Source organism: Clostridium merdae (assembly GCF_900176635.1).
GTDB classification, from domain to species: domain Bacteria; phylum Bacillota; class Clostridia; order Oscillospirales; family Acutalibacteraceae; genus Faecalispora; species Faecalispora merdae.
The window spans coordinates 736,940-755,127 of sequence record NZ_FXLN01000004.1; the positions used below are offsets into that span (position 1 = coordinate 736,940).

Annotated in this window: 22 protein-coding genes and 1 pseudogene; all 23 read right to left on the bottom strand. The window is 46.8% G+C overall.

The genetic code is table 11. From position 1 onward, the window contains the following. Nucleotides 1–12 precede the first annotated feature (12 nt). The 23 genes and pseudogenes from CAN90_RS08980 to CAN90_RS09090 all read right to left on the bottom strand — a co-directional run bounded on the left by CAN90_RS08980 (nt 13) and on the right by CAN90_RS09090 (nt 18,177). Complete coding sequence (locus CAN90_RS08980) at nt 13–651, bottom strand: hypothetical protein (RefSeq protein ID WP_085833493.1); 639 nt, start codon at nt 649–651, stop codon at nt 13–15. After that, on the bottom strand, nt 651–1,253 hold the full coding sequence (locus CAN90_RS08985; protein ID WP_085833494.1) for a hypothetical protein: 603 nt from the start codon (nt 1,251–1,253) through the stop codon (nt 651–653). The genes CAN90_RS08980 and CAN90_RS08985 overlap by 1 nt, the downstream gene beginning before the upstream one ends. Next, nucleotides 1,254–1,616 (bottom strand): hypothetical protein, encoded by a 363-nt coding sequence (locus CAN90_RS08990; RefSeq protein WP_085833495.1) that lies wholly within the window; start codon nt 1,614–1,616, stop codon nt 1,254–1,256. Further along, nucleotides 1,613–3,151 carry a hypothetical protein gene (locus CAN90_RS08995; protein WP_143750815.1) on the bottom strand — a complete coding sequence of 513 codons (1,539 nt, stop codon included), beginning with the start codon at nt 3,149–3,151 and terminating at the stop codon, nt 1,613–1,615. The genes CAN90_RS08990 and CAN90_RS08995 overlap by 4 nt, the downstream gene beginning before the upstream one ends. A 321-nt stretch (nt 3,152–3,472) precedes the next feature. Continuing rightward, entirely contained in the window at nt 3,473–3,859 is a 387-nt protein-coding gene (locus tag CAN90_RS09000) for a hypothetical protein (protein WP_085833497.1), read from the bottom strand. Between the two features lie 15 nt (nt 3,860–3,874). Further along, on the bottom strand, nt 3,875–6,766 hold the full coding sequence (locus CAN90_RS09005; RefSeq protein ID WP_085833498.1) for a phage tail protein: 2,892 nt from the start codon (nt 6,764–6,766) through the stop codon (nt 3,875–3,877). 4 nt (nt 6,767–6,770) lie between these two features. Continuing rightward, a pseudogene (locus CAN90_RS09010) lies at nt 6,771–7,112 on the bottom strand (Gp15 family bacteriophage protein); the annotation flags it as partial. 1 nt (nt 7,113) lies between these two features. Next, a complete protein-coding gene (locus CAN90_RS09015; protein ID WP_085833500.1) occupies nt 7,114–7,446 on the bottom strand; it encodes a hypothetical protein in 333 nt (110 codons plus the stop codon). Nucleotides 7,447–7,515: 69 nt separating this feature from the next. After that, on the bottom strand, nt 7,516–7,968 hold the full coding sequence (locus CAN90_RS09020; RefSeq protein WP_085833501.1) for a phage tail tube protein: 453 nt from the start codon (nt 7,966–7,968) through the stop codon (nt 7,516–7,518). 4 nt (nt 7,969–7,972) lie between these two features. Further along, a complete protein-coding gene (locus CAN90_RS09025) occupies nt 7,973–8,377 on the bottom strand; it encodes a phage tail terminator protein (protein WP_085833502.1) in 405 nt (134 codons plus the stop codon). Then, nucleotides 8,377–8,751, bottom strand: coding sequence for a hypothetical protein (locus CAN90_RS09030; protein WP_085833503.1), 375 nt, complete (start codon nt 8,749–8,751; stop codon nt 8,377–8,379). The genes CAN90_RS09025 and CAN90_RS09030 overlap by 1 nt, the downstream gene beginning before the upstream one ends. Further along, entirely contained in the window at nt 8,751–9,089 is a 339-nt protein-coding gene (locus tag CAN90_RS09035; protein WP_085833504.1) for a hypothetical protein, read from the bottom strand. The genes CAN90_RS09030 and CAN90_RS09035 overlap by 1 nt, the downstream gene beginning before the upstream one ends. Then, the gene (locus CAN90_RS09040) at nt 9,086–9,433 is read right to left on the bottom strand and encodes a head-tail connector protein (protein ID WP_085833505.1); all 348 of its coding nucleotides are present in this window, start codon (nt 9,431–9,433) and stop codon (nt 9,086–9,088) included. Before CAN90_RS09040 ends, CAN90_RS09035 begins: the two co-directional genes overlap by 4 nt. Nucleotides 9,434–9,480: 47 nt before the next feature. Next, nucleotides 9,481–9,729, bottom strand: a complete 249-nt coding sequence (locus CAN90_RS09045; protein ID WP_085833506.1) for a hypothetical protein — start codon at nt 9,727–9,729, stop codon at nt 9,481–9,483. A 13-nt stretch (nt 9,730–9,742) separates the two neighbouring features. Beyond that, complete coding sequence (locus CAN90_RS09050; RefSeq protein ID WP_085833507.1) at nt 9,743–10,627, bottom strand: capsid protein; 885 nt, start codon at nt 10,625–10,627, stop codon at nt 9,743–9,745. Nucleotides 10,628–10,642: 15 nt separating this feature from the next. Next, on the bottom strand, nt 10,643–11,248 hold the full coding sequence (locus CAN90_RS09055; protein WP_085833508.1) for a hypothetical protein: 606 nt from the start codon (nt 11,246–11,248) through the stop codon (nt 10,643–10,645). Nucleotides 11,249–11,424: 176 nt separating this feature from the next. Further along, complete coding sequence (locus CAN90_RS09060; RefSeq protein WP_085833509.1) at nt 11,425–11,625, bottom strand: hypothetical protein; 201 nt, start codon at nt 11,623–11,625, stop codon at nt 11,425–11,427. Next, nucleotides 11,603–13,108 (bottom strand): phage minor capsid protein, encoded by a 1,506-nt coding sequence (locus CAN90_RS09065; RefSeq protein WP_085833510.1) that lies wholly within the window; start codon nt 13,106–13,108, stop codon nt 11,603–11,605. Before CAN90_RS09065 ends, CAN90_RS09060 begins: the two co-directional genes overlap by 23 nt. Further along, the gene (locus CAN90_RS09070) at nt 13,108–14,571 is read right to left on the bottom strand and encodes a capsid protein (RefSeq protein ID WP_200807581.1); all 1,464 of its coding nucleotides are present in this window, start codon (nt 14,569–14,571) and stop codon (nt 13,108–13,110) included. Before CAN90_RS09070 ends, CAN90_RS09065 begins: the two co-directional genes overlap by 1 nt. Before the next feature lie 22 nt (nt 14,572–14,593). Next, nucleotides 14,594–15,946, bottom strand: a complete 1,353-nt coding sequence (locus CAN90_RS09075; RefSeq protein ID WP_085833512.1) for a terminase — start codon at nt 15,944–15,946, stop codon at nt 14,594–14,596. Beyond that, nucleotides 15,943–16,491, bottom strand: a complete 549-nt coding sequence (locus CAN90_RS09080; protein ID WP_085833513.1) for a terminase small subunit — start codon at nt 16,489–16,491, stop codon at nt 15,943–15,945. Before CAN90_RS09080 ends, CAN90_RS09075 begins: the two co-directional genes overlap by 4 nt. An 89-nt stretch (nt 16,492–16,580) precedes the next feature. After that, on the bottom strand, nt 16,581–17,468 hold the full coding sequence (locus tag CAN90_RS09085; RefSeq protein ID WP_085833514.1) for a hypothetical protein: 888 nt from the start codon (nt 17,466–17,468) through the stop codon (nt 16,581–16,583). A 214-nt stretch (nt 17,469–17,682) separates the two neighbouring features. After that, entirely contained in the window at nt 17,683–18,177 is a 495-nt protein-coding gene (locus CAN90_RS09090) for a sigma factor-like helix-turn-helix DNA-binding protein (RefSeq protein WP_085833515.1), read from the bottom strand. Between the last annotated feature and the right edge of the window lie 11 nt (nt 18,178–18,188).

Sequence of the window (18,188 nt, forward strand, 5' to 3'; positions counted from 1 at the left end):
CTCCTCCTTAGATTAATCTTGGTATATAGGCAAACTACCTGTTGTGCCGTTAATTATTTCTCCCATAAAATAAAACATGGGGCATTTAAAGTAAAAACTGGAGCCGTGTGAACTTGTCGATGTAAGAGTGGCACTAATGTAAAAGGAAATATTTTCTATTCCATAAATATTATAATTTACACTGGTTAAAGTAAATGAGCGGGATAAGATCGCACGACTTACGACTCGTCCATTCTCCCACAAAGGCGGGCTTGTGGGAGGAAAATCTGGAAAAGATAAACCTATGGCTACTTCAGCATAATCTTTTTCCACTGTGCAACTATAAAAATTAAAAACTTCTTGTAGTTTAGTTATGCTAATTGCAGCATCAAGTTTAAAATCCACAGCACACTGAAAAGCAATTATACTGTTTTTATTGGATTGAGATACACTCATTACTAAATTTCCATAATCATCTACATATAGATTCCAATCGTTCTGCACCGTACGCCAACTAATTGTATAACCTACTCCGCTAGTGAAAATCTTTCTATTCACACTCCCACTTGCTACCCACAGCTCTTTCTGTTTTCGGTTCACACTACCTTGGGGTAGCCACAACTCCTTTTGCTTACGGTTCACGCCACCGCTTGGTAGCCATAACTCCGGCATCAGTACACACCCCAAATCTTACCCGCGCCGATGTAATAGGACGGTGCTGAGGTAGACAACGTGAGGGCGCTCTGTATCGATTCGGCATCATACGCTATCGGAGGTGTACCCGGGAATGTCAATTTTTTTCCATCGTCTGATAGCCTTACCCCCGTAACCCAGCTTCCCGGTGCAAATAACGTAGCAGGGAGTGGAGTGCGACCAGTTCGAAGCATAGCTGTTACGGGTTGACCATTTACTGTCCACTTTTCATTATCGCCAACACCTGCGGTCGCTAAAAATGTGAGGTTTTTTGCGCCGGTGGGGATGGCCAGATTGTTAACCGTGCCGGTGCGGGTGTGGAGGGCGGTGGCAGTTAGGCCGTCATTCCACTTTTCACGTTCCTGCTCAGACACATGAACAACGGAGTTTTCGGTATGCTCTAGCAAATCCTCCGACTGTACATAATGTTCCATGGTCTGGGCAGCAAACGGAGTACCTTGCTTAGTGATATTGGCTGCGCGTGCCAAATCGGCAGTAAACGGTGTACCTCCATCCGTTGGTGTAATCAGATAGCGGTTTAGGTTCTGCCCTTCTTCATTTACAATTGTAATCTTCGCCATTTAAACCACTCCTATCGGGATATAAATTTCTTGTCCTGCGCAAAACGTACCAGAGCGACGAACGCTGAGCTGCAGCTGCACGACCTTTTCGTGCAGTGCTAAAAGACAACCTTCAATATCATTAAGCAGCTGCCAATCGAATTTACTTTGGAAGCCGTGAGTTTGCTCCAGTAGGGCATTAATATTGCTTTCAATTCTTGTGACTTCCAGCCATGTAGGCCAACTGGTATATTGCCAGGTTTTATACTGGAGTGTCACTCCATAAAACTCCGCTATCCATTGAGTGTTATTTTCAATGCGCTGCCAGTCAGAAATATTAATTGTGTCCGTCTTCTCCCACTGCCTAGGTGGCTCCCATTTCATCCAATCACCTCGCTATCACCCGTTAAAGCACCATTGTAAATAAAGTGCATTTTTTTGATTTGAGCTTCACGATACTCGCCGAAGGTCGTTTCTACTTTACAGTAGTCAGAGGGTTCAACCGATGGAATAATGCACCAAGAAAAACTTTGTGTGATTCGATTCTGAAGCCGCTCTAGCAGCCAAACCGCTACATATTGCGCCGTATCCTCCTGGGCAATTAGCGTAACGTCCTTGACATCCAGTGCATTCTGCATAACTCCCGCAGCCGCATGTGAAAGTTGCGCTGATACAATTTTTTTAAGAGGTTCATAAACCCGCCCGGTAATCGTGATGAAGCCGACTGCGCCAGTGATTTTACAAGCACAGGCGTATACCTCCACACTTTCACAGGTTCCTTCCACGCTCACTTCTGACGCAGGAAAGGCAGAAAACTGAATAATTGCATCACCAGCAACGGATCCCTCGTATAACGTTTCTGGCTCTTCCTTCTGCTTCCAACCATATTGCTCCACATTGACGCGATTATAATACTTACTCAGCGTCGTTTTAGGTTCTTTATACAGAGACCGGTCTATTACAACGGGGTTTGGTAAAGGCACTGTGGTACGTGGCAGTATGATTCCTTGGCCGGCGACAAGAGTTCCGGCCGTAAGGGTTCCTTGATAAATCGTGTACTTGTCAATTATAATGGCATTGCGCGTTTCTTCGGTGGCACGGTAGATTAGTAGTTTTCCTGACCGGTCACTTTTGACTACGGCTCCCAGAGTAAATGCAATCCGTTGCAGTGCATCACGATAGCTCATTGGCGCTAGATAGCCGCTAATTGTCACATTACGAATATTGGGATGGATATAAAATAGTGCGTTACCCTGCACATCATATAGATTCAAATCCCGGAACAGCTCAAGCAGCACAACTTCCGCACGTTCTCCTTGGTACAGACGGGATTTGTAATAAGTCCCATCCATTAGCGAGAGAAGGTCATAGGCGGTGAACTTCGTTGTGTTCTGCGTGGGGCTCTCCCATTTGCTGAGATAAAACTTTCCGAGCGGAACGTTTTCAAAGCTATCACCGACCAAAAGGGATGCCGACAGCATCAATTGTTGACGCTCCTGAAGAAAACGTACCTCATTCTTTGGATTGAACATGTTAAACCGCTGATCCAAATTATTCAGAGTGATGGTAGCCGTGTTGACACTAAGAGTGTTGCTTGTGAGGTCGATATCTTCCAAAACGTCAAATCCAGTCAAAACAGTATCATCGTATACATATTCCACACCGAAACTAATCTCCAGCAGCTTAGCGTAATGATATGACTGTACCCGCAAAACTTGAATTGCGATTTTATCATAGTTTTCAACCGGAAAGTCCAGAACAGCCAGTGCGGAATTAATGCCTGTAAAGGTTTTTGCAGCAAGAACTGTGTCACCCCGGTATGCAGTTGCCGTGATGTCCTGCACTAGTTCCTGAAATTGGAGCGTAAGTCCCACAGAACTATGAGGCTGTGTAAACGTGTAGCTAATAATTGGTGGCACTGCGAAGCTACCATCAGCTTTTGATATTGTTGAAGACCACCATCCAAAATTTATACCCGCTGGTGGAGCGTCAGGAAAAAGGCTCATGCTTCCATCCACCTTAAATTGCTCCATCTCACACGTTCCAACAGCCGGTGCAGTGGTAACAGTATCCAAAGTCTGTACGATATCTGTAAACGGCTGCCCTTTCGCTGCAGCCGTTGCGTCACCGCGCGCTGCGACGTCAAACACACCAAAGGATACTTTTCCGCGCCAGGTACGCGCCGGCGCTCGGGCGGCATCATAATACAAATCAGAAACCCGTATCAACCACTCCGCCCCCTATCGCTCTATGAAATTTGTCTTTAGATTTCTCCACTCTGCCATCTTTCGCTTTTGCTGGTCCCAGTAAAAGGTTTTCATTGAGGTAGACAACGGCCCCCGGTAGGCAGTGATTTCAAAGGACAGGTTACCACCGGGATGCGGAAATACCAGCGGGAAGAATTCAGGTAAATTGTTTAGAGCGTTAAAGGTTTCCTTAAAATCGTCACTATCCTCTATAACTTGCCAAGCACAATTAAGCTTTATCTTCTCCCCGATGCGCTGTCGATGCAGCAGGCCATCTGTGGAACGAAAGGCCTCCAAATCCAAATCCTCTACTGAAAAATCCAGTGTAGTTACAGAAGGCACCCAAACACCATTTACTTTTATTTCACCTTTATATTTCATACGAGTGCCCCCCACTTAGAAAATACTTCCACCAACACGTTTATTTTCCTCATCCAAATACGGCTTAATGAGGCGCGAAAGTGTAGTGCCATCCAACGTTATGCTGGGGTCTTTTGAGATAATTTCCCGGAGCAACTGCAGGACATCCTCGCGGAAAGCTACCAGTTCATTCAATAGAGGTACCATCGTTTCGAGGAATGTTTCCTGCATCAATGATTGCGGTGTCGCAATTTCCGGGTTACTCTTCGCTCCTGGATATTCTCCCATCATAGCCAGCGTTGGCTGCTCTAAAATACCACCTTTGGCTAGATACGGGATGTCCTGTATCGGGTCTATGTTTATCCCAAAAGACTTTCCCGCCATTTTCCCAGGTACCCAATCAGGGATTTCAAAATGAATCTTATTTAATCCACTAATAAGCACATTTAAACCTGAAATAACAGCATTAATAAGGCCGACAATTCCATTTAGAGGAGCTTTTGCAATATCAAATAAGGCTTCAAAAACCCCTTTAAATATCGCCTTAACGCCATTCCATGCCTTTTCCCAGTTACCTGTGAAAACGCCGATAACAAAATCCAATACGCCACCGAGAGCTTTCAGGATATTCTTCGCGGCATCGGCTATGTTACCTACAACATTACCAACCAGCTTAATAATTTCACTTATGACTGCAGCAATTATTGGCCCTAATGTTTTTGCAAACCAGTTGACAATTGGAGAGATAAACTTGTTGTAGATATCCAAAGCAGCATTTATAAACTTCATCACGAACTCGCCTATCTGACCCATCAGCGGCAGCAGGTGTTCTGTCCAAAGCTGATTCAGTGTCAGGAATATCTGGTCAAAAATCGGCTTCAGAACGTTGTTCCACACATTTAGGAACAGGTCCTTTATGCTGCTGATTGCGGCGCGGATCTTTTCAAAGGTTGATGCTCCATACTGCTCCCAAAGGCTGGAGAACAGATTCAGTACATCGGTAACGGCTTTGCTAACAAACTGCGTGAATGGTGCAATTACACCCTGCCAGAGGGTATCAAACACTGTCTTCAGGACATTAAAAACAATTACGGCCGTTTTACTAATCTCTTTAAAGATATCTGTGAGCATCGGCAGTCCTTTAATAACAATCCAGTTAATTGCTGGCTGCAGCGTCTTCCAGATTGTTTCTGCCACCATGGCCAGGCTATCCATAAATCCGGACAGAATTGTAGAAGTGTCGCCAATGCCCTGCGCTATAGCACCTTTTAGGTCTGTCTGGAACCAATTGGATAATGGAATCATCCATTCCCGGCACTGCTGCCCAATCCCAGCAAATAATGCTTTGAATCGTTCTATTGGCGAATCGAATTTATAAAGGTTGTCCTGAATTGGCTGAATAACATAATCATTGAAACCTGCTGCGATATTCTGCCATGCCGCTTTGAATTTTTCTGCTACGCGCATGGCAGCGGTAGAACCTTTAGCGTTAATCGCATCATAGTCGATTCCGCCCGCAGCTGAAGAGCCGCTTTTTTGCCCAATTACAGTAAGCTCATCAAACCCTGCCAACGAACCCTTCTCTTTGGATCCACCGCTAGACTTCTTCTTTCCAGCGTCTGCAGCATTTTTCTGCATTTGCTTGGTGGCAGCTAATGATTGCGCATAGGTTTTTCCAAAGATTGCAGAAATGAAGGTTGCAATATATTGAGTTATCGATGCCAAACCTGCCATAAGAGCATTTAAGGCTGGCAGGATTGCCTGATAAATGGGTGTAAAAGCAACCTGTAGGTTCGCCTTTATCTCATTCAGTGACCGCTTAAACTGATCATTGTTAATTGTGGCTAATGATATTGACTTACGAAGCACTGCAAATGCTCCTGCAGCCAAAGCAAGAGGCCCCGCTATTGCGAGTGAGCCAACCAATCCCGCAGAAAAAGCACGACCGAGAACACCCACCCGAGCAATACCCTTTGAAGTGCTGGTAAGCGCAGAAAGAGTGGCGTTCGTCTGAGTGCGCAAGTCTGACATTCTGCGCCTAGATGCAGTCGCCGCAGCGGCTGCATCTCTTTTTTGTGCTGCTTCCTGTTTTGCTGCAACTCGTTCTTGAGCGGCCGCTGCCTTTTGGGCTGCCTTTTCTACCGCTGCCGCGGCTTTCTCCTGCGCTCTTTGGGTTGCAGCGGATGCTTTCTCCGCAGCAGTAGCTGCTTTCTTCGCTGGTTCGTCAATCTTTGCTTGTGTTGCATTCAATGTTGACTGAAAAGAAATGAGGCGGCTCTCCGAGGCTGTGATTCTTTCACTTAACTTTTCCCAGGCGTTTGTTCCAACTTCAAGTTTGCTAAACTCTGCATTCAGAGCTGCCAGCTTTTCGCGCTCAGCATCAAACTGCATCTGAATATTGGCCATCTTCTGCTTTAGAAGCTCCGCGGAATCAACTGCCGGCTTAAACGCATCAGATAAATCCGGAATGTCCTTTGCATCTGAAGCTGGCACCTCTGCTCCGACTCCACGCCGCTTATAGATTTCGGTTGCTGTTGCACTATTTGTTCGAGGCGCGGCCGTGGGCAAAGGGGATGGTCCTGCATTCGGGGATACGCTATCTGCCACACGCTTGGCGGCTCGTTCCGCTATCTCTTGGATTTCCTCCGCAGATTGCTCAAACTGGTCCGTCATTTGCCGCAACGGAGCTTTTGCAGCCTGCGTGGCTTTTTCCATAGGAGCAGAGATTGCCTGCTCCATTGCCTTTCCCGCACGCTCTACTGGCTTTGATATAGACTGTTCAACTGTTTTTCCAAGTCCCTCAAAGCTGCGTTGTGCCGATTGATTGGCACCGGCCGCTATCGCCTGCATCTGCTCATTAAGCTTTGATGCGATACGCAAATCCAGCGTTATAACACCAACAGAAGTGCCAGAATTTTCACCTGCCATGTACTCACTTCCCATTCGGCGCAAACATCGACGCCATTGCTTGCTCAATCCGAGCAAACTGCTGCCGCAAATCCTGTTCCGGTAAGCACAGTATTCGCTCTGCTCTTACGCTCTCCCATTCCGCTTTTACAGAGCGTTGCTCTGGTGTAAACCGGTGAATGATTTCTTGGTCGGTTTCTGAGCGAATTCCAACAACTCGGCCGAGCGGAGTGTCATCCATTAATCCGCTGACCATCTTAGACCAATCGGAATATTTTAAATTCTCTTGTTCTGATGGCAGCACTCCATACTGCTTGGCAACACTCTGCTCAATCAGCACCCGATCATGATCCACGTCATACCACTGGTTACTGCTCGGAAACTGATGATTTTTCTGCCTGAAATCGGGCGGCCACTTCCTCTGGTTCTTCCCCTGTCATTGCAGACATAACTAATTCAAATAGCTTCTGGTATGCAGGGAAAGGCAGATCCTTTTCGTCAATCTCTTTGGCTGCTTTTTCTCCCAGTGCAAGTCGCAGTACATCGTCCATGTTTTTTTCTACGCTGTCCTTGTCATTTGTCATCTTCATCAGCTTTTTAACTGTTTTCTGTCGGTCATCAACCGGGTAAACTTTATCTCCAATACGGATTTCCGGAGTGCCTACTAACAATTTTTCATCGAGTGTGTATAACTTTCCCATTTAAAATTCCTCCTAAAAATCTAGCCCCCTGCAGATGCAGAGGGCCGTTTCTTATTTTCGACATTAGTGTCATTCGCCCGAAGAAGAGCCGGGGGGAGTGTAAACGGGTTTCCCGTGGCTCATAACATCAAACTCAAGCTTATCAACATTCGTACTGTCTCCACCACCCGGGGCAGTAACGTTAATAACGCAATTAAACTCTAGCTTTCCACCACTGGGAAACTCCCAAATAAACTTACTGCTGCAATCGCGGCCAGATTTCCACGCCAGCCCCGCGACATAATCGTTGCCTGGGTCGCCGTTGTAACGCTTACCCGACATTGTGATAGAGAAACCTTTACCGGTCATCAGACGCTTGGGCCAGCCGGCAGCATCCATCGGAGTCCACTCTTCCACCTTACCGTCCATTTTCACAGAAAAGGTTTCCATTTCCATTACGGTCATCATGTCGGCAGAAGTGCTCGCTTCGCCCTTCGTGCCAACTTTGAACTTATTTTCAAATACTGGAAAAACACCATCCATTTAATCAAATCCTTTCGTAAGTAATTTTTATTTGTACGACAAACTCACTAACCCCATTCTTATCTTTTCCAACCGGAATGGGACCAGCGCCCGGGTCAATCTTAATAGCGAGGTTATCCCCCATAACGACGCGCGACGAGCCATAAAACAGGCGATACAGTTCCATTGCCTGTTGCTCCGCCTCATCCACATTTTTCGTCCAGTGGAGAAGAATTGAAGCACCGCGCTCCTGGTATCCGGTTTGTTCTTCGCCCCCCAGGCAGATGCGCTGCATGCTGCTGGGGAGTTTCAGGGGGTACACACCCACAAACTTATCTTTGTTACCATCAATGGAGCCTACAGCGATACAATCCCGGAGCTCAGGCATCTGCATTTTAATCCAGTCACGGAGTTGCCCTAACGTCAGCATTACAGCCCAGCCTCCTTTTTATAAAGTTCTACAAAAGTGTCTTGCACAAAGTCTTTCCGGTCGCCATCTACCCAGGGCTCTAGCCACTCGCCGCCGGCGTTTGGATTGTTCACCGTCTGGAAGTTGTATTCTGGGTGATAATAGAGCCGGCGCGCCTGAGGTGAACCGGTTACAAGGCGAGCTTCTGTTCCGTCAGTGGATTGCACAACAAAGGTCTGAACATTCTGCATATCGCCTCCATCGAATGGCATTACCTGCGCTGCTATCACATCAGTTTTCAGTGCTTCCATCGTCATTCCTGCGGTTACTATCACCGCGCGTTCCAACTTGGCGATTGCTGCGGCATCCAGCTGAATCTTGATTCCTATACTCATCACATCAACTCCAGCTGTGTAAAATTCACGGTACCATCCGGATTCCGTGCTCGGCTGCCACGGTAGATGATGCGGGTAATACTGCCGCCGTCGATTAGTGCTTCTCCCTCAAGCTTTTCACTCCCAGGGAAAATGTCACCTGAGAATAACGCGGTTGCCTCCAGCGTAATCAGTCGGCGTTCAGCATCAAGAGTCTGCTTCTGCTTTTCAGAATAGTTGCATTTCCCAGCCCAAACCGCAACCACCTTTGGAATTCCATTCTCGTCAATTCCGTCAGTGATTTGTACCTCCACCGGTGTATGGCATACAGATTCTGGTACCAACTGCGGCCATTTCATGAATACCGCCGCCTTTCAAGTCCCCTGTAGGTCAGCCCTGTCTGTCGCAAGAGAGAAAGCACCGCCTTTGTGGTAAACACCCCGCTCTGCTGCACCAGTACAGATTTGTCCCATGACATGGATACTCCGTTGATTCCATAGCTGCTGAGAGGATTGTTCAGCAAGTCTGCATACTCATGCCGAAATTCTGCCTGCAGAGCAACTGCGCGCTTTATCAGCTCCTGCTGCAGCTCGGTAAGCTTCCTGATTCCACCGGCGCCGCGGATCCGGTTGAACGTCAGGGAATCCACATCAAATTCCGCTTGTAGCAAGTCGCTTTCAGCTGCGGACCCGGTTGAATTCATTTCTTTGTATTCCTCCACTGATAGGTACCGCAGCGCACTAAGGGACATTATTTTTTAGGCGGAGCTGCTTCTTTACCCGCCTCTTCATCCAGCGCGGCCTGTAGTGCTTTAATCTGCTCTTTCAAGCTGGCGTTTTCCTCCAGTACGGCCTGATGCTGGGCGAAAGGAACTGACTTTCCTGCGCCTGTTTGCAACACCTTACCGGTATCGTCTACAATGTCAAACCCATCACGGACATACTGTTCTTTCTGGGTTTCGGCGATGGTATATTCCTTGTTTCCTTTTACTGCTTTCATGAAGTAACCTCCTTTATGCCTGCACGTTCATTGCAACGCCGGCGGCCTTGCGCTCAATGAGGAACAAATCCCCATAGTTGCGATTCTGATACAGATAACCGTCTGCGGTACGGGAATCGGTGCCGGGAGTAAATAGTTTGATGTAGCTATACTTATCGCGGCAAATCACAGCAGAAGGATGGGTCAGAATAAAGTTAATCTGCTTTGCACCTGCAGCTGCGACACAGCCGTTAGTGAAGTCGTACTTGGTCTTCATCCGCGCGGAAGGCACCGGTTTAATGCTTACATCATCTAGACCATGAACCTTTCGGTTAATAGTGCTTGCGGTAGTCACTGTCATAATGCGCTGGATTCCCTCGGCTTCTTTCAGAAGCTTCCGAACGGTAGGAGTAGCGTATAGAATACGACCTTCCTCCGGCACACCGGCTTCGTCCATTCCTTCCATCTGAGCATCAAAGAGTTCCAGCAGATTCTTAACATCCAGCACAGTGCTATCGATATTGCCTGAATAAGTAGTTAGCTCTGCATGAAGCTTAGAAAAGCGATAGGAATCCTTTTCGGGGATGGCTTGCTCCTCCTCAAATGTGTTCTGGATATTGGCAACAGCCATAACCAAGTTTGTTTCGTCGATGTCCATGGGGTCGATAAAGAATTCTATATCACGGTCATGAGATAGTTTCTTGGGCTCCCAATCGTTAGACATCATACCGGCATTAAAACCAGGCGAACGGGTATGGTCCTTGTATCCACTAAGTGTCATGCGAGGTAACTTGATGGTCTGGGCATTGATAAACTGCACGCCGGAATTACTTTTGGTCAGTGCATCGGAGCACAACTCCCTTTCATATTTCTGGGCGAGCTGTCGAGCAAACATTTCTGCATAATCATAAACTGCCATGTAAAATCAATCCTTTCATTTTTTAAAGTTGCCGAAAGCAAAAGAGAGTTGGTCATCCTCCGCAATTGGCGTTTCTTTACTGCCAGCGCCTACACGAAAACCGGCGTTGCTGGTTCTCCTTGGGTCCTCTTCTTTCTTCCATTCCGGGTGCCGCTTTAAGACCTCTTTTAGGGCATCCGCAATACTGTCCTCATCCACGTCTTCCCCACTTTTTTCGGCGCTGTGAATAGCCAGCAACACGGCGTCTTCCACAGCTTCCGGCTTTACACCAGACTTATAAGCAGAAAGCTCTGCGCGGGTCTGAAGCAGATTACGCTGGGCTTCCAAAAGTTCGGTGTTGTCTGCTGGGGTTGTCGCTGTTTGCTGTGCCGGGGCTGTAGCCTGTTTTCCTGCCGGTAAGTCCGCAGGCTTAGTAGCGGGCGCCGGTGTTACCTGCTGCTTTGTCCACTTCTTCTGTTCACGCTTTAGGCGGTTGGCGATAAGCGCGTCAAGTTCCTCCTGCGTTTTGGGCAGTTCCTCAGAGACGGACTCAGCGGCTTGGTCTTTCGGTTTTGAATCAGGTTCATCGCCGGCGGGTGGTTCTGCAAATAACTGAATGTTGGGTCTAAGGTATTTACTCATAATAAACAACTCCTTTTAGAGGCTGTCGGCTGTAATTTCCTTGCTGCTTTTTGTGCCATCAGCATGTTTTTGGCATAAAAATAAAGCCTATTACGCTAGGCTTTAGAGCGAGATATTCGGATCACCTCTTGAAAATGGGTATAAAAATACCACCTTACCATTTCGGCAGGTGGTATTTATTCGACTGTAATGGATTCGATTTCCGGGAGCATAATCTCCGTAAGACCACTCTCACGTTCAATCACAATACTCGCCACTTCTGGGTCATTGTCCAATGCCTGGGTTACAATGCAGCAAAAGCCGCTGAGAACTTGACCGTCGGTACAGTTCACGTGGATATTTTTGCCGCGATATTCATAGAGTTCTTTTTCCGTCACGGGGTTTCACCTCTCTCATTGTTGGGACTATATGTGTCCCTGTCTTGCTATAATGAATAATAAATCTGGAAGTAGAGACTTCCGTTCCATCCTGGTCGACCGCCATTCCGATTGCCCTTCCAGTCTCCACAAGTTCCGTTTGCTTCCAACGATTCTTACTATCCCGCAGCAGCTCACCGGTTCCCGCATACTGTTCCACCAACTCCTGGGCTTCCTGCGTTGATATTGTCAAATAACTGCGCCCGGGGATGTAGTTATTATGTCCTAGAATATGCTTACCCTGTTTTCCAGGAGATATTGTTAGAATAGATTCCGTACGGATATCTGCTTTCAGTATAGCATCTTCCCTAGAGATTTCAATAGGAACACCATATGTTTTTTCACGCCAATAATCTCGTCGGAGAACGTCGTCGTGTTCGGCGATGAAGTCCCGGAGCTCTTTTTGTAAAGCAGAAACCTTTTGCTTATATTCCTTTTCCAGGGAAGGTTGTTGAACACCCTCTGCCATACGCTTGTATTCCCGAACTTTCTTTTCTAGTACTCGCTGTTGTTGCTCCAGTTCCGAGTTCTCTTTAACTTTGGCAGTATCCATTGGATTCGGCAAACGGCTGATTCCCTCGAACCATGTTGATACTGTGTGCCGACAGTTAGGATGAAACAAACCAGCCTCTACTGCAATTGATAGAAGCGGATACCAGTTGTCGTTTGTACTCAACCCCCTACCTCTTTTGCTCTGTCCGGCGAACTCCCCCCGTACATCATCAATATAAACTCGCCCTTGCCACGGCAGGCAAGTCTCAGAGCAAGCTCCGTATTGGCTGACCAGCACCGTATCAATACCGAGCTCTGCCCGGCGCTTTGCTTCCCCCTGCAGAAAAGAGCGCGTTGCCGCCGTTCGTAGCGCCATTTGAACATAATCAGCAATGTTCACCCGTGAGCCGTTTCTGTACTCAATGCAGTTAATTCCAGCTTTTAGGAAATCCTGCACCGCCATGTCAATTGCCTGCGGCAGCGTTGTCGCGCCGGCCGCCATTGCCGTAGCTGCCTGTGATATGGTTCGGCGGTATACATCGTCCATCATGCGCAGGGCGGCCGTCTGTGCCTTACTCTCGGCTTGGTGCATATCCCGCATTAGGTTTTCAAGACGGCGGTCATTCACGCGGAAGAAATGGTTGTCCGGAATACTGGAAACCCCAAGAGCCTCTTTTGCTTCTTGGTTTACCTTATCGATACCCTCGGCAAACTGTTCCGCCAGCATCGTTTGAGTTTCAGCATCAATCACATCTGTATATTCCGACATAATGGTCTTATTCTCCTGCCGGAATCGCTCGATGTTCTGCAGCTTTTCAGCCTGCCACGCAGGCCAGTTAAAGCCCTCATCACGTTCCCAAGCTTTATGCCTCGCTAGGTTGCGCTTTAAGGAGGCAACCAGGCGCTGCTCCATCTCAACAAACAGATCGGCAATGTCTTTCCATGAGAGCATTACGCCTCACCGCCAACCTGCAGTTCGTCACCAACCTTCGGCGGTTCATCCACAAATTCTATTCCGCGAAGCTGCTTGATTCTAGTTACCTCGGCAGCCTTCCATTTATCGTCTTTGCTATTTCCCCACATTTCATTTACCTGGGTTTCCACACTCATGGTGTTCGCTGTGGCGGCTTTATTCACGATTTCCACCCGGGAGTCAAAGCTAGGCGCCCCATACTCGCCAAACTCAACTGAGGGCTCATAATTTTCCAGTGTGCGTCCCTGCATCACATCATAGGTCATCAGAATCGCACAAATCAGTTGAGGCAGGGCCTTCTCCAGAACTCCGGTGATGGTGTTGCGAGTGTAGCCGGTAACGTCCTTCTTTTCACGCTGGGCATCTGCAGAAGACATTTTCCCAACATCGATTCCCAGTGTGGCCGGAGAAACAATCCCTTGTAGACACATATCGAGAGCGGCCGTATACGATGCTAGGAAAGCTTCGTAACGTATTTCTGGCTGAATCGTCTCAATTTTACTGATTGCATCCTCATGAGAGTCGGTGCCGGTCTTAATATACTCACTGCCAAAATCGTTAAGTTGCTGCTTCTCCCCGGTTGTGATGTCGGAGGGTACTAAATCTTCTGGGATATATTTTTTCACACGGCCGGCACGGATCGCATCCCACCATTGGCTGATTACTTCATCCAACGCATCAAAGCTGTCCAGCTTGCCCTCATAAATCGCTTTCCCCCGGCCAGTATACTTTGCGCTCTCAAAGACCTTAAATGGTACTGCCATCATAAAGTTCCCAGCAAACTGCACTGGCTTTAGGTCTGCCAGTTCTGGAACTCGGCCTAGATTAACCTCACTGTCGCCATCATAAAGACGATAGGATACGGAGCTTATACTGTACGTTTCGCACAGGCGATATGTTTTATGTTTCTCTGCATAATCAGTCCAAAAGCGTATCCCCACAATATGTCCATGCTTTTTGATATACTCCACACGGTCTGCTTCGTAGAACTCCACAATAGGAATATCCGAAGCCTGCGGGTCAACGGAAATCTTCCACGCTCCATCACCGGATTTTAAAGCACCTACAATACCTTTACCTACAATCTCTTGAAAGTTCAGTTTGTCCTGTAATTCCTCCCAGGCATCTTTCCCTTTGTCAGTTTTGAATGTTACATTATCCATATCCGACTTTACCAGATAAGCCAGAGTATCGACCAAAATGGCAGGAAGCCCGCTGTGAATCTTTCGCAGCTTCAGATTATTGCCTGGCACCGCCGCCCACCAGCGTGCTGCATTGGTTGGGTCCTGCGCACCGAGCTGTTTGTAAAGCTGCTCCAGTTCGCTGGCGTCACCCCGGTACCAAATTTGATTCCGGATAACCGACGCCTGAAAGCTAAGCGGTTCCTGAATCACAATGCTGTTGACCGTTGCCGGCTGAATCTGCAGCCAATTTCTGACCATACTTTTCACCTTCTCCCCGATTTTACCCATCTAATTTCACGCTCCCTATTAAATGCTTATACGGCAACCAACTATATTGGTCTGCGTTGATGGTGTGATCGTTGCCATCTTCCGGCACATTATCCTTTTCTTCATTCCAGCTGTAGGAATTGAGTTCATCAATCTCAGGCTGGCAATAATCTTCCACCAGAAGAAAATCACAATGTGCCATCCAGCCCGCCTGCAGGTTGATACGGTCAATAATCTGGGTCTTTTTCCAGGCCGGTACGAAGTCGTAGATGCAGCCGTTCTGTCGCTTATACTTCTGACATTCAATAATCGTCGCCTGGTCTGCGGAATCAATGTAAACAGTACGTGCAAACAAACCCCACAATGCCCTGTTGCGCTCTAGAAAGTCAATTAGTAAAGGTGGAATATCCGACGGTGCCAAAGGTGTATTACGCCCTCGGTTGCTGAGCTCCTGCGCTGCGAGCGTTATCTTCTTGCGGTCAGTTGTGATACCGGTGAATACAAAAGCAAAGGTGTCGGCCGTTTTCTGTGAATAGGAAGTATCCACGCCGGCAGATACCTGTTGGAATTTTACGGTACCGTCCTTTATCTGTTCCATGAGATCCGAAGCCTTAATAAGATTCTTTTTCTGCAGGTCGAAAACCAGACCAGTGGAGCGGCCGCGCAAACCTTTGATTTTATTCTTCCACAACTTTGTTCCTGGTGCTACACCTGCAAGCAGCTGTTCACGTTTCTCTGGAGTTAAGGAGAGGTTGTCGTCAAATGTAAAGTACCAATGTACCCACCTCGGCATTGTAGGCTGGTCCAGTTGTTTCAGCAGTTCTTTCGGTGTTCCGTTTTCCCATTCTGGGAGCGGTCTGCAGCGATTGATGTACTCCCTGTAAATCGGTAGGTTCGGATCATCGGGGTTTAAGGTCATCATCATGTAATCGTAGCGGATGGAAACCTCACGCACAAAGTCCATGTCGGCGATGTTGGCCTCATCGATGTACACGCAACCATACTGACCGCCCAGGGCTTTCTTCCACCGTGCTTTATTATCGTAACCCAGCACATAAACAATCTTATCTCCAGCCGGTGTACAGTACCGCAGGTGGGGCATTGTAATACCCTTACCACCGGAAGGATGATAAGAAATAAGGCCGCTGAAAACATCCAGCAGCCCGAAGTCTTTTGTTATGACGTTTTTCTCAAGAGTACCCAAGTCATTGCCAGCCATGATATGCGCCCGCTGGTGGGATTCTGCTACTCGGAACATGAATTTCACTATGCCAACTGTAGTCTTACCGGCATAGGTGGTTCCCTCCAGAACTTCCAGCTTCGCCCGGTGCTTCATGAAGGCAATATACTTCTGTGACAGCTTCATCCAGTATCACCGGAAGTTAGCTCCTGCTCCTTACTCGTGTTATCGTCCTGCAGCTGTTCCAGAATAGAAGTCAGAGCCGCACCGCCCGTATCAATACTGCCAGAGTGCTCCACCTTGTCCGTAAACATGCCAAGGTGCTTGCCCAGAAGCTCCAGCGCCTTGAGCTTGTCGGCCAGCTTGATTTCGCGCTCTACCCCCTCACCGTCGGCTGTGGGAATCGTCTTGACCTTTACCGAAGCGATGGCTGCTGTATCATCTTCACAGGCATCCACTTTCAAAGTGGCACTGTCTATGTCTATAACATCATTGGCGTTGATAAAGGCGACTCGGGCTAACTCGCGAATAACGCGGTCCGCGTTGGCTCCTGTGCGCTTTGAGCGTTCAGCTATGGCTTTGTCTATACGTGCGCGAATCTCAGGTTTCTGCATGTTCTCACTGCCAATAGAAGCAGCGCTTTCAGGGCTGTATCCTGCTCGTATGGCTGCCTGTGTAGCGTTCAGGTCAATGAGATATTCCTCACAGAACTGCTTTTGTTTATTAGTCATGAGTGGTCACCTCCTAAAAACAGGTATAAAATAGGACGCTGTGAAAAGCGTCCTCAGCTGAGTACTAAAATTATATATAGAATAGCTTATTAAGAAGGAATGTTCACAAGGAAAGTTTGCATTTCATCTAGTACTTGAGAATATTTTTTTCGATCACTGGCATTTAATTTGATTGTATTCATCTCATTTTTTATAACTTCTATTGCCATAAGGCATTGCATTATTTGATTTTTTGTCAAAACCTGATTCTTAATTGTATAATCTAATTCAGATATTTGCTTTTGTAATTTTTCATCCTCTGATAATTTATTGATCCTAAGAACATTTTTAACATCATTGTACAGTTCTGAATCAAATTTAATAACCGCTCCGGTATTCTGTATTTGAGACTTAATACTTCCAATATCGTTCATTATTCCTTGTAGAACTACCGCTATTGTATCATCAGGAGATAGACTTCCAGTTTTTAACTCTGCACTGTTTAATCCAAGTAATTTAATTATTGAACCAAAATTTTTCCCACTCGCTGTAGCTTCAATGGCCTTTATAATCTTTTTCCTATCTTCAATAATCTCATCATATATTCTTCCTGAACGGTAATCTGTTGTAGCAATCCCATTAATATCAAATATACGTTGAGTCCCGATTTCTTGTACTAAAACAACAGGTTTGTCGAATGCCTGTCTTATTCCAAGTTCATATAAAACATTGGGATTTCTAGTACTTAAATCACACAAAACCATAGGTGCATCAATTAGCTCGTGTAAGATTTTCAATTGAATACTGTCGCTTGATTTATCCTCATCTACTCTATGAGGTTTAAAACCAGCCTCTTCTATAGCTGGAGCAAAAAGTTGAGTATAAATTTTATGGAAATGCCCGGAAGCATAGCCTTCAGGATCGCTTATTGGCATAATAACAAAACAAGTATTCTTTTGCTCAGAATCAGATTCTATTTTTTTAGTGTCTGTAGGCATTAAATTTTCCTCCCCAAATTTGTTAATTCAATTATAATAGATTAATTGAATTATTGGAAGAAAATTGGAAGTAAATAGTTTAATTTTTAAAGAACAGATAAACGCCCAGCTATTAGTTGAACGCTTTCCTGAAATGCCCAATCATATAATACCACACTTTGACCTGCATTAAATCAACTGTTTCCGAATGTCTCAGGCGGAAAGCGGCGGCTTTTTATTGCGTCATATCTTGGAAAGTAATTTGATCTGCTATAATCATTAGTTGGAGTAGGGCAACGCGCACACGTTCCCGGACCCGGCCCTCGCTCAATTCGCTTTTGCCTGCGATTTCTTTCCATGTTGGCTGGCGGCAATATTTTCGATTCTGTGGATCTCCCATGTATCTTAGCTCCAATATGTACCGGTCGGTTTTGTCCAGGTGTCCCAGTGCCAGGCCGAGCCAGTTTCTTTTCTCGCGTAGCGCTGCAATCCGGCAGTAGCAGTTCAAGATCTCATCTTCATAATATCGTGACGGGTCCGCCAGCGCCATGTTGGCAGTGCGGTCCCCAGGCAGGCCTTTGCCGCCCGGTAGCCCTGAGAGGTTAACGGACGGCAAATTTATTGTGTTTTTCATCTCTTCGCAGTGCCGGATGGTGGCGAATTCCTCATCAATCATCTGGGGAATATCGTAGTAAATTTTAAGCAGCTCTTTTACTTCGTTAATTGTCAAGCGCCATCATC

What these genes read in the sequence shown, in the direction of transcription:
- CAN90_RS08980 (WP_085833493.1), bottom strand. Translation starts at nt 651, where the DNA reads ATGCCGGAGTTATGGCTACCAAGCGGTGGCGTGAACCGTAAGCAAAAG.
- CAN90_RS08985 (WP_085833494.1), bottom strand. Translation starts at nt 1,253, where the DNA reads ATGGCGAAGATTACAATTGTAAATGAAGAAGGGCAGAACCTAAACCGC.
- CAN90_RS08990 (WP_085833495.1), bottom strand. Translation starts at nt 1,616, where the DNA reads ATGAAATGGGAGCCACCTAGGCAGTGGGAGAAGACGGACACAATTAAT.
- CAN90_RS09000 (WP_085833497.1), bottom strand. Translation starts at nt 3,859, where the DNA reads ATGAAATATAAAGGTGAAATAAAAGTAAATGGTGTTTGGGTGCCTTCT.
- CAN90_RS09005 (WP_085833498.1), bottom strand. Translation starts at nt 6,766, where the DNA reads ATGGCAGGTGAAAATTCTGGCACTTCTGTTGGTGTTATAACGCTGGAT.
- CAN90_RS09015 (WP_085833500.1), bottom strand. Translation starts at nt 7,446, where the DNA reads ATGGGAAAGTTATACACACTCGATGAAAAATTGTTAGTAGGCACTCCG.
- CAN90_RS09020 (WP_085833501.1), bottom strand. Translation starts at nt 7,968, where the DNA reads ATGGATGGTGTTTTTCCAGTATTTGAAAATAAGTTCAAAGTTGGCACG.
- CAN90_RS09025 (WP_085833502.1), bottom strand. Translation starts at nt 8,377, where the DNA reads ATGCTGACGTTAGGGCAACTCCGTGACTGGATTAAAATGCAGATGCCT.
- CAN90_RS09030 (WP_085833503.1), bottom strand. Translation starts at nt 8,751, where the DNA reads ATGAGTATAGGAATCAAGATTCAGCTGGATGCCGCAGCAATCGCCAAG.
- CAN90_RS09035 (WP_085833504.1), bottom strand. Translation starts at nt 9,089, where the DNA reads ATGAAATGGCCGCAGTTGGTACCAGAATCTGTATGCCATACACCGGTG.
- CAN90_RS09040 (WP_085833505.1), bottom strand. Translation starts at nt 9,433, where the DNA reads ATGAATTCAACCGGGTCCGCAGCTGAAAGCGACTTGCTACAAGCGGAA.
- CAN90_RS09045 (WP_085833506.1), bottom strand. Translation starts at nt 9,729, where the DNA reads ATGAAAGCAGTAAAAGGAAACAAGGAATATACCATCGCCGAAACCCAG.
- CAN90_RS09050 (WP_085833507.1), bottom strand. Translation starts at nt 10,627, where the DNA reads ATGGCAGTTTATGATTATGCAGAAATGTTTGCTCGACAGCTCGCCCAG.
- CAN90_RS09055 (WP_085833508.1), bottom strand. Translation starts at nt 11,248, where the DNA reads ATGAGTAAATACCTTAGACCCAACATTCAGTTATTTGCAGAACCACCC.
- CAN90_RS09065 (WP_085833510.1), bottom strand. Translation starts at nt 13,108, where the DNA reads ATGCTCTCATGGAAAGACATTGCCGATCTGTTTGTTGAGATGGAGCAG.
- CAN90_RS09070 (WP_200807581.1), bottom strand. Translation starts at nt 14,571, where the DNA reads ATGGTCAGAAATTGGCTGCAGATTCAGCCGGCAACGGTCAACAGCATT.
- CAN90_RS09075 (WP_085833512.1), bottom strand. Translation starts at nt 15,946, where the DNA reads ATGAAGCTGTCACAGAAGTATATTGCCTTCATGAAGCACCGGGCGAAG.
- CAN90_RS09080 (WP_085833513.1), bottom strand. Translation starts at nt 16,491, where the DNA reads ATGACTAATAAACAAAAGCAGTTCTGTGAGGAATATCTCATTGACCTG.
- CAN90_RS09085 (WP_085833514.1), bottom strand. Translation starts at nt 17,468, where the DNA reads ATGCCTACAGACACTAAAAAAATAGAATCTGATTCTGAGCAAAAGAAT.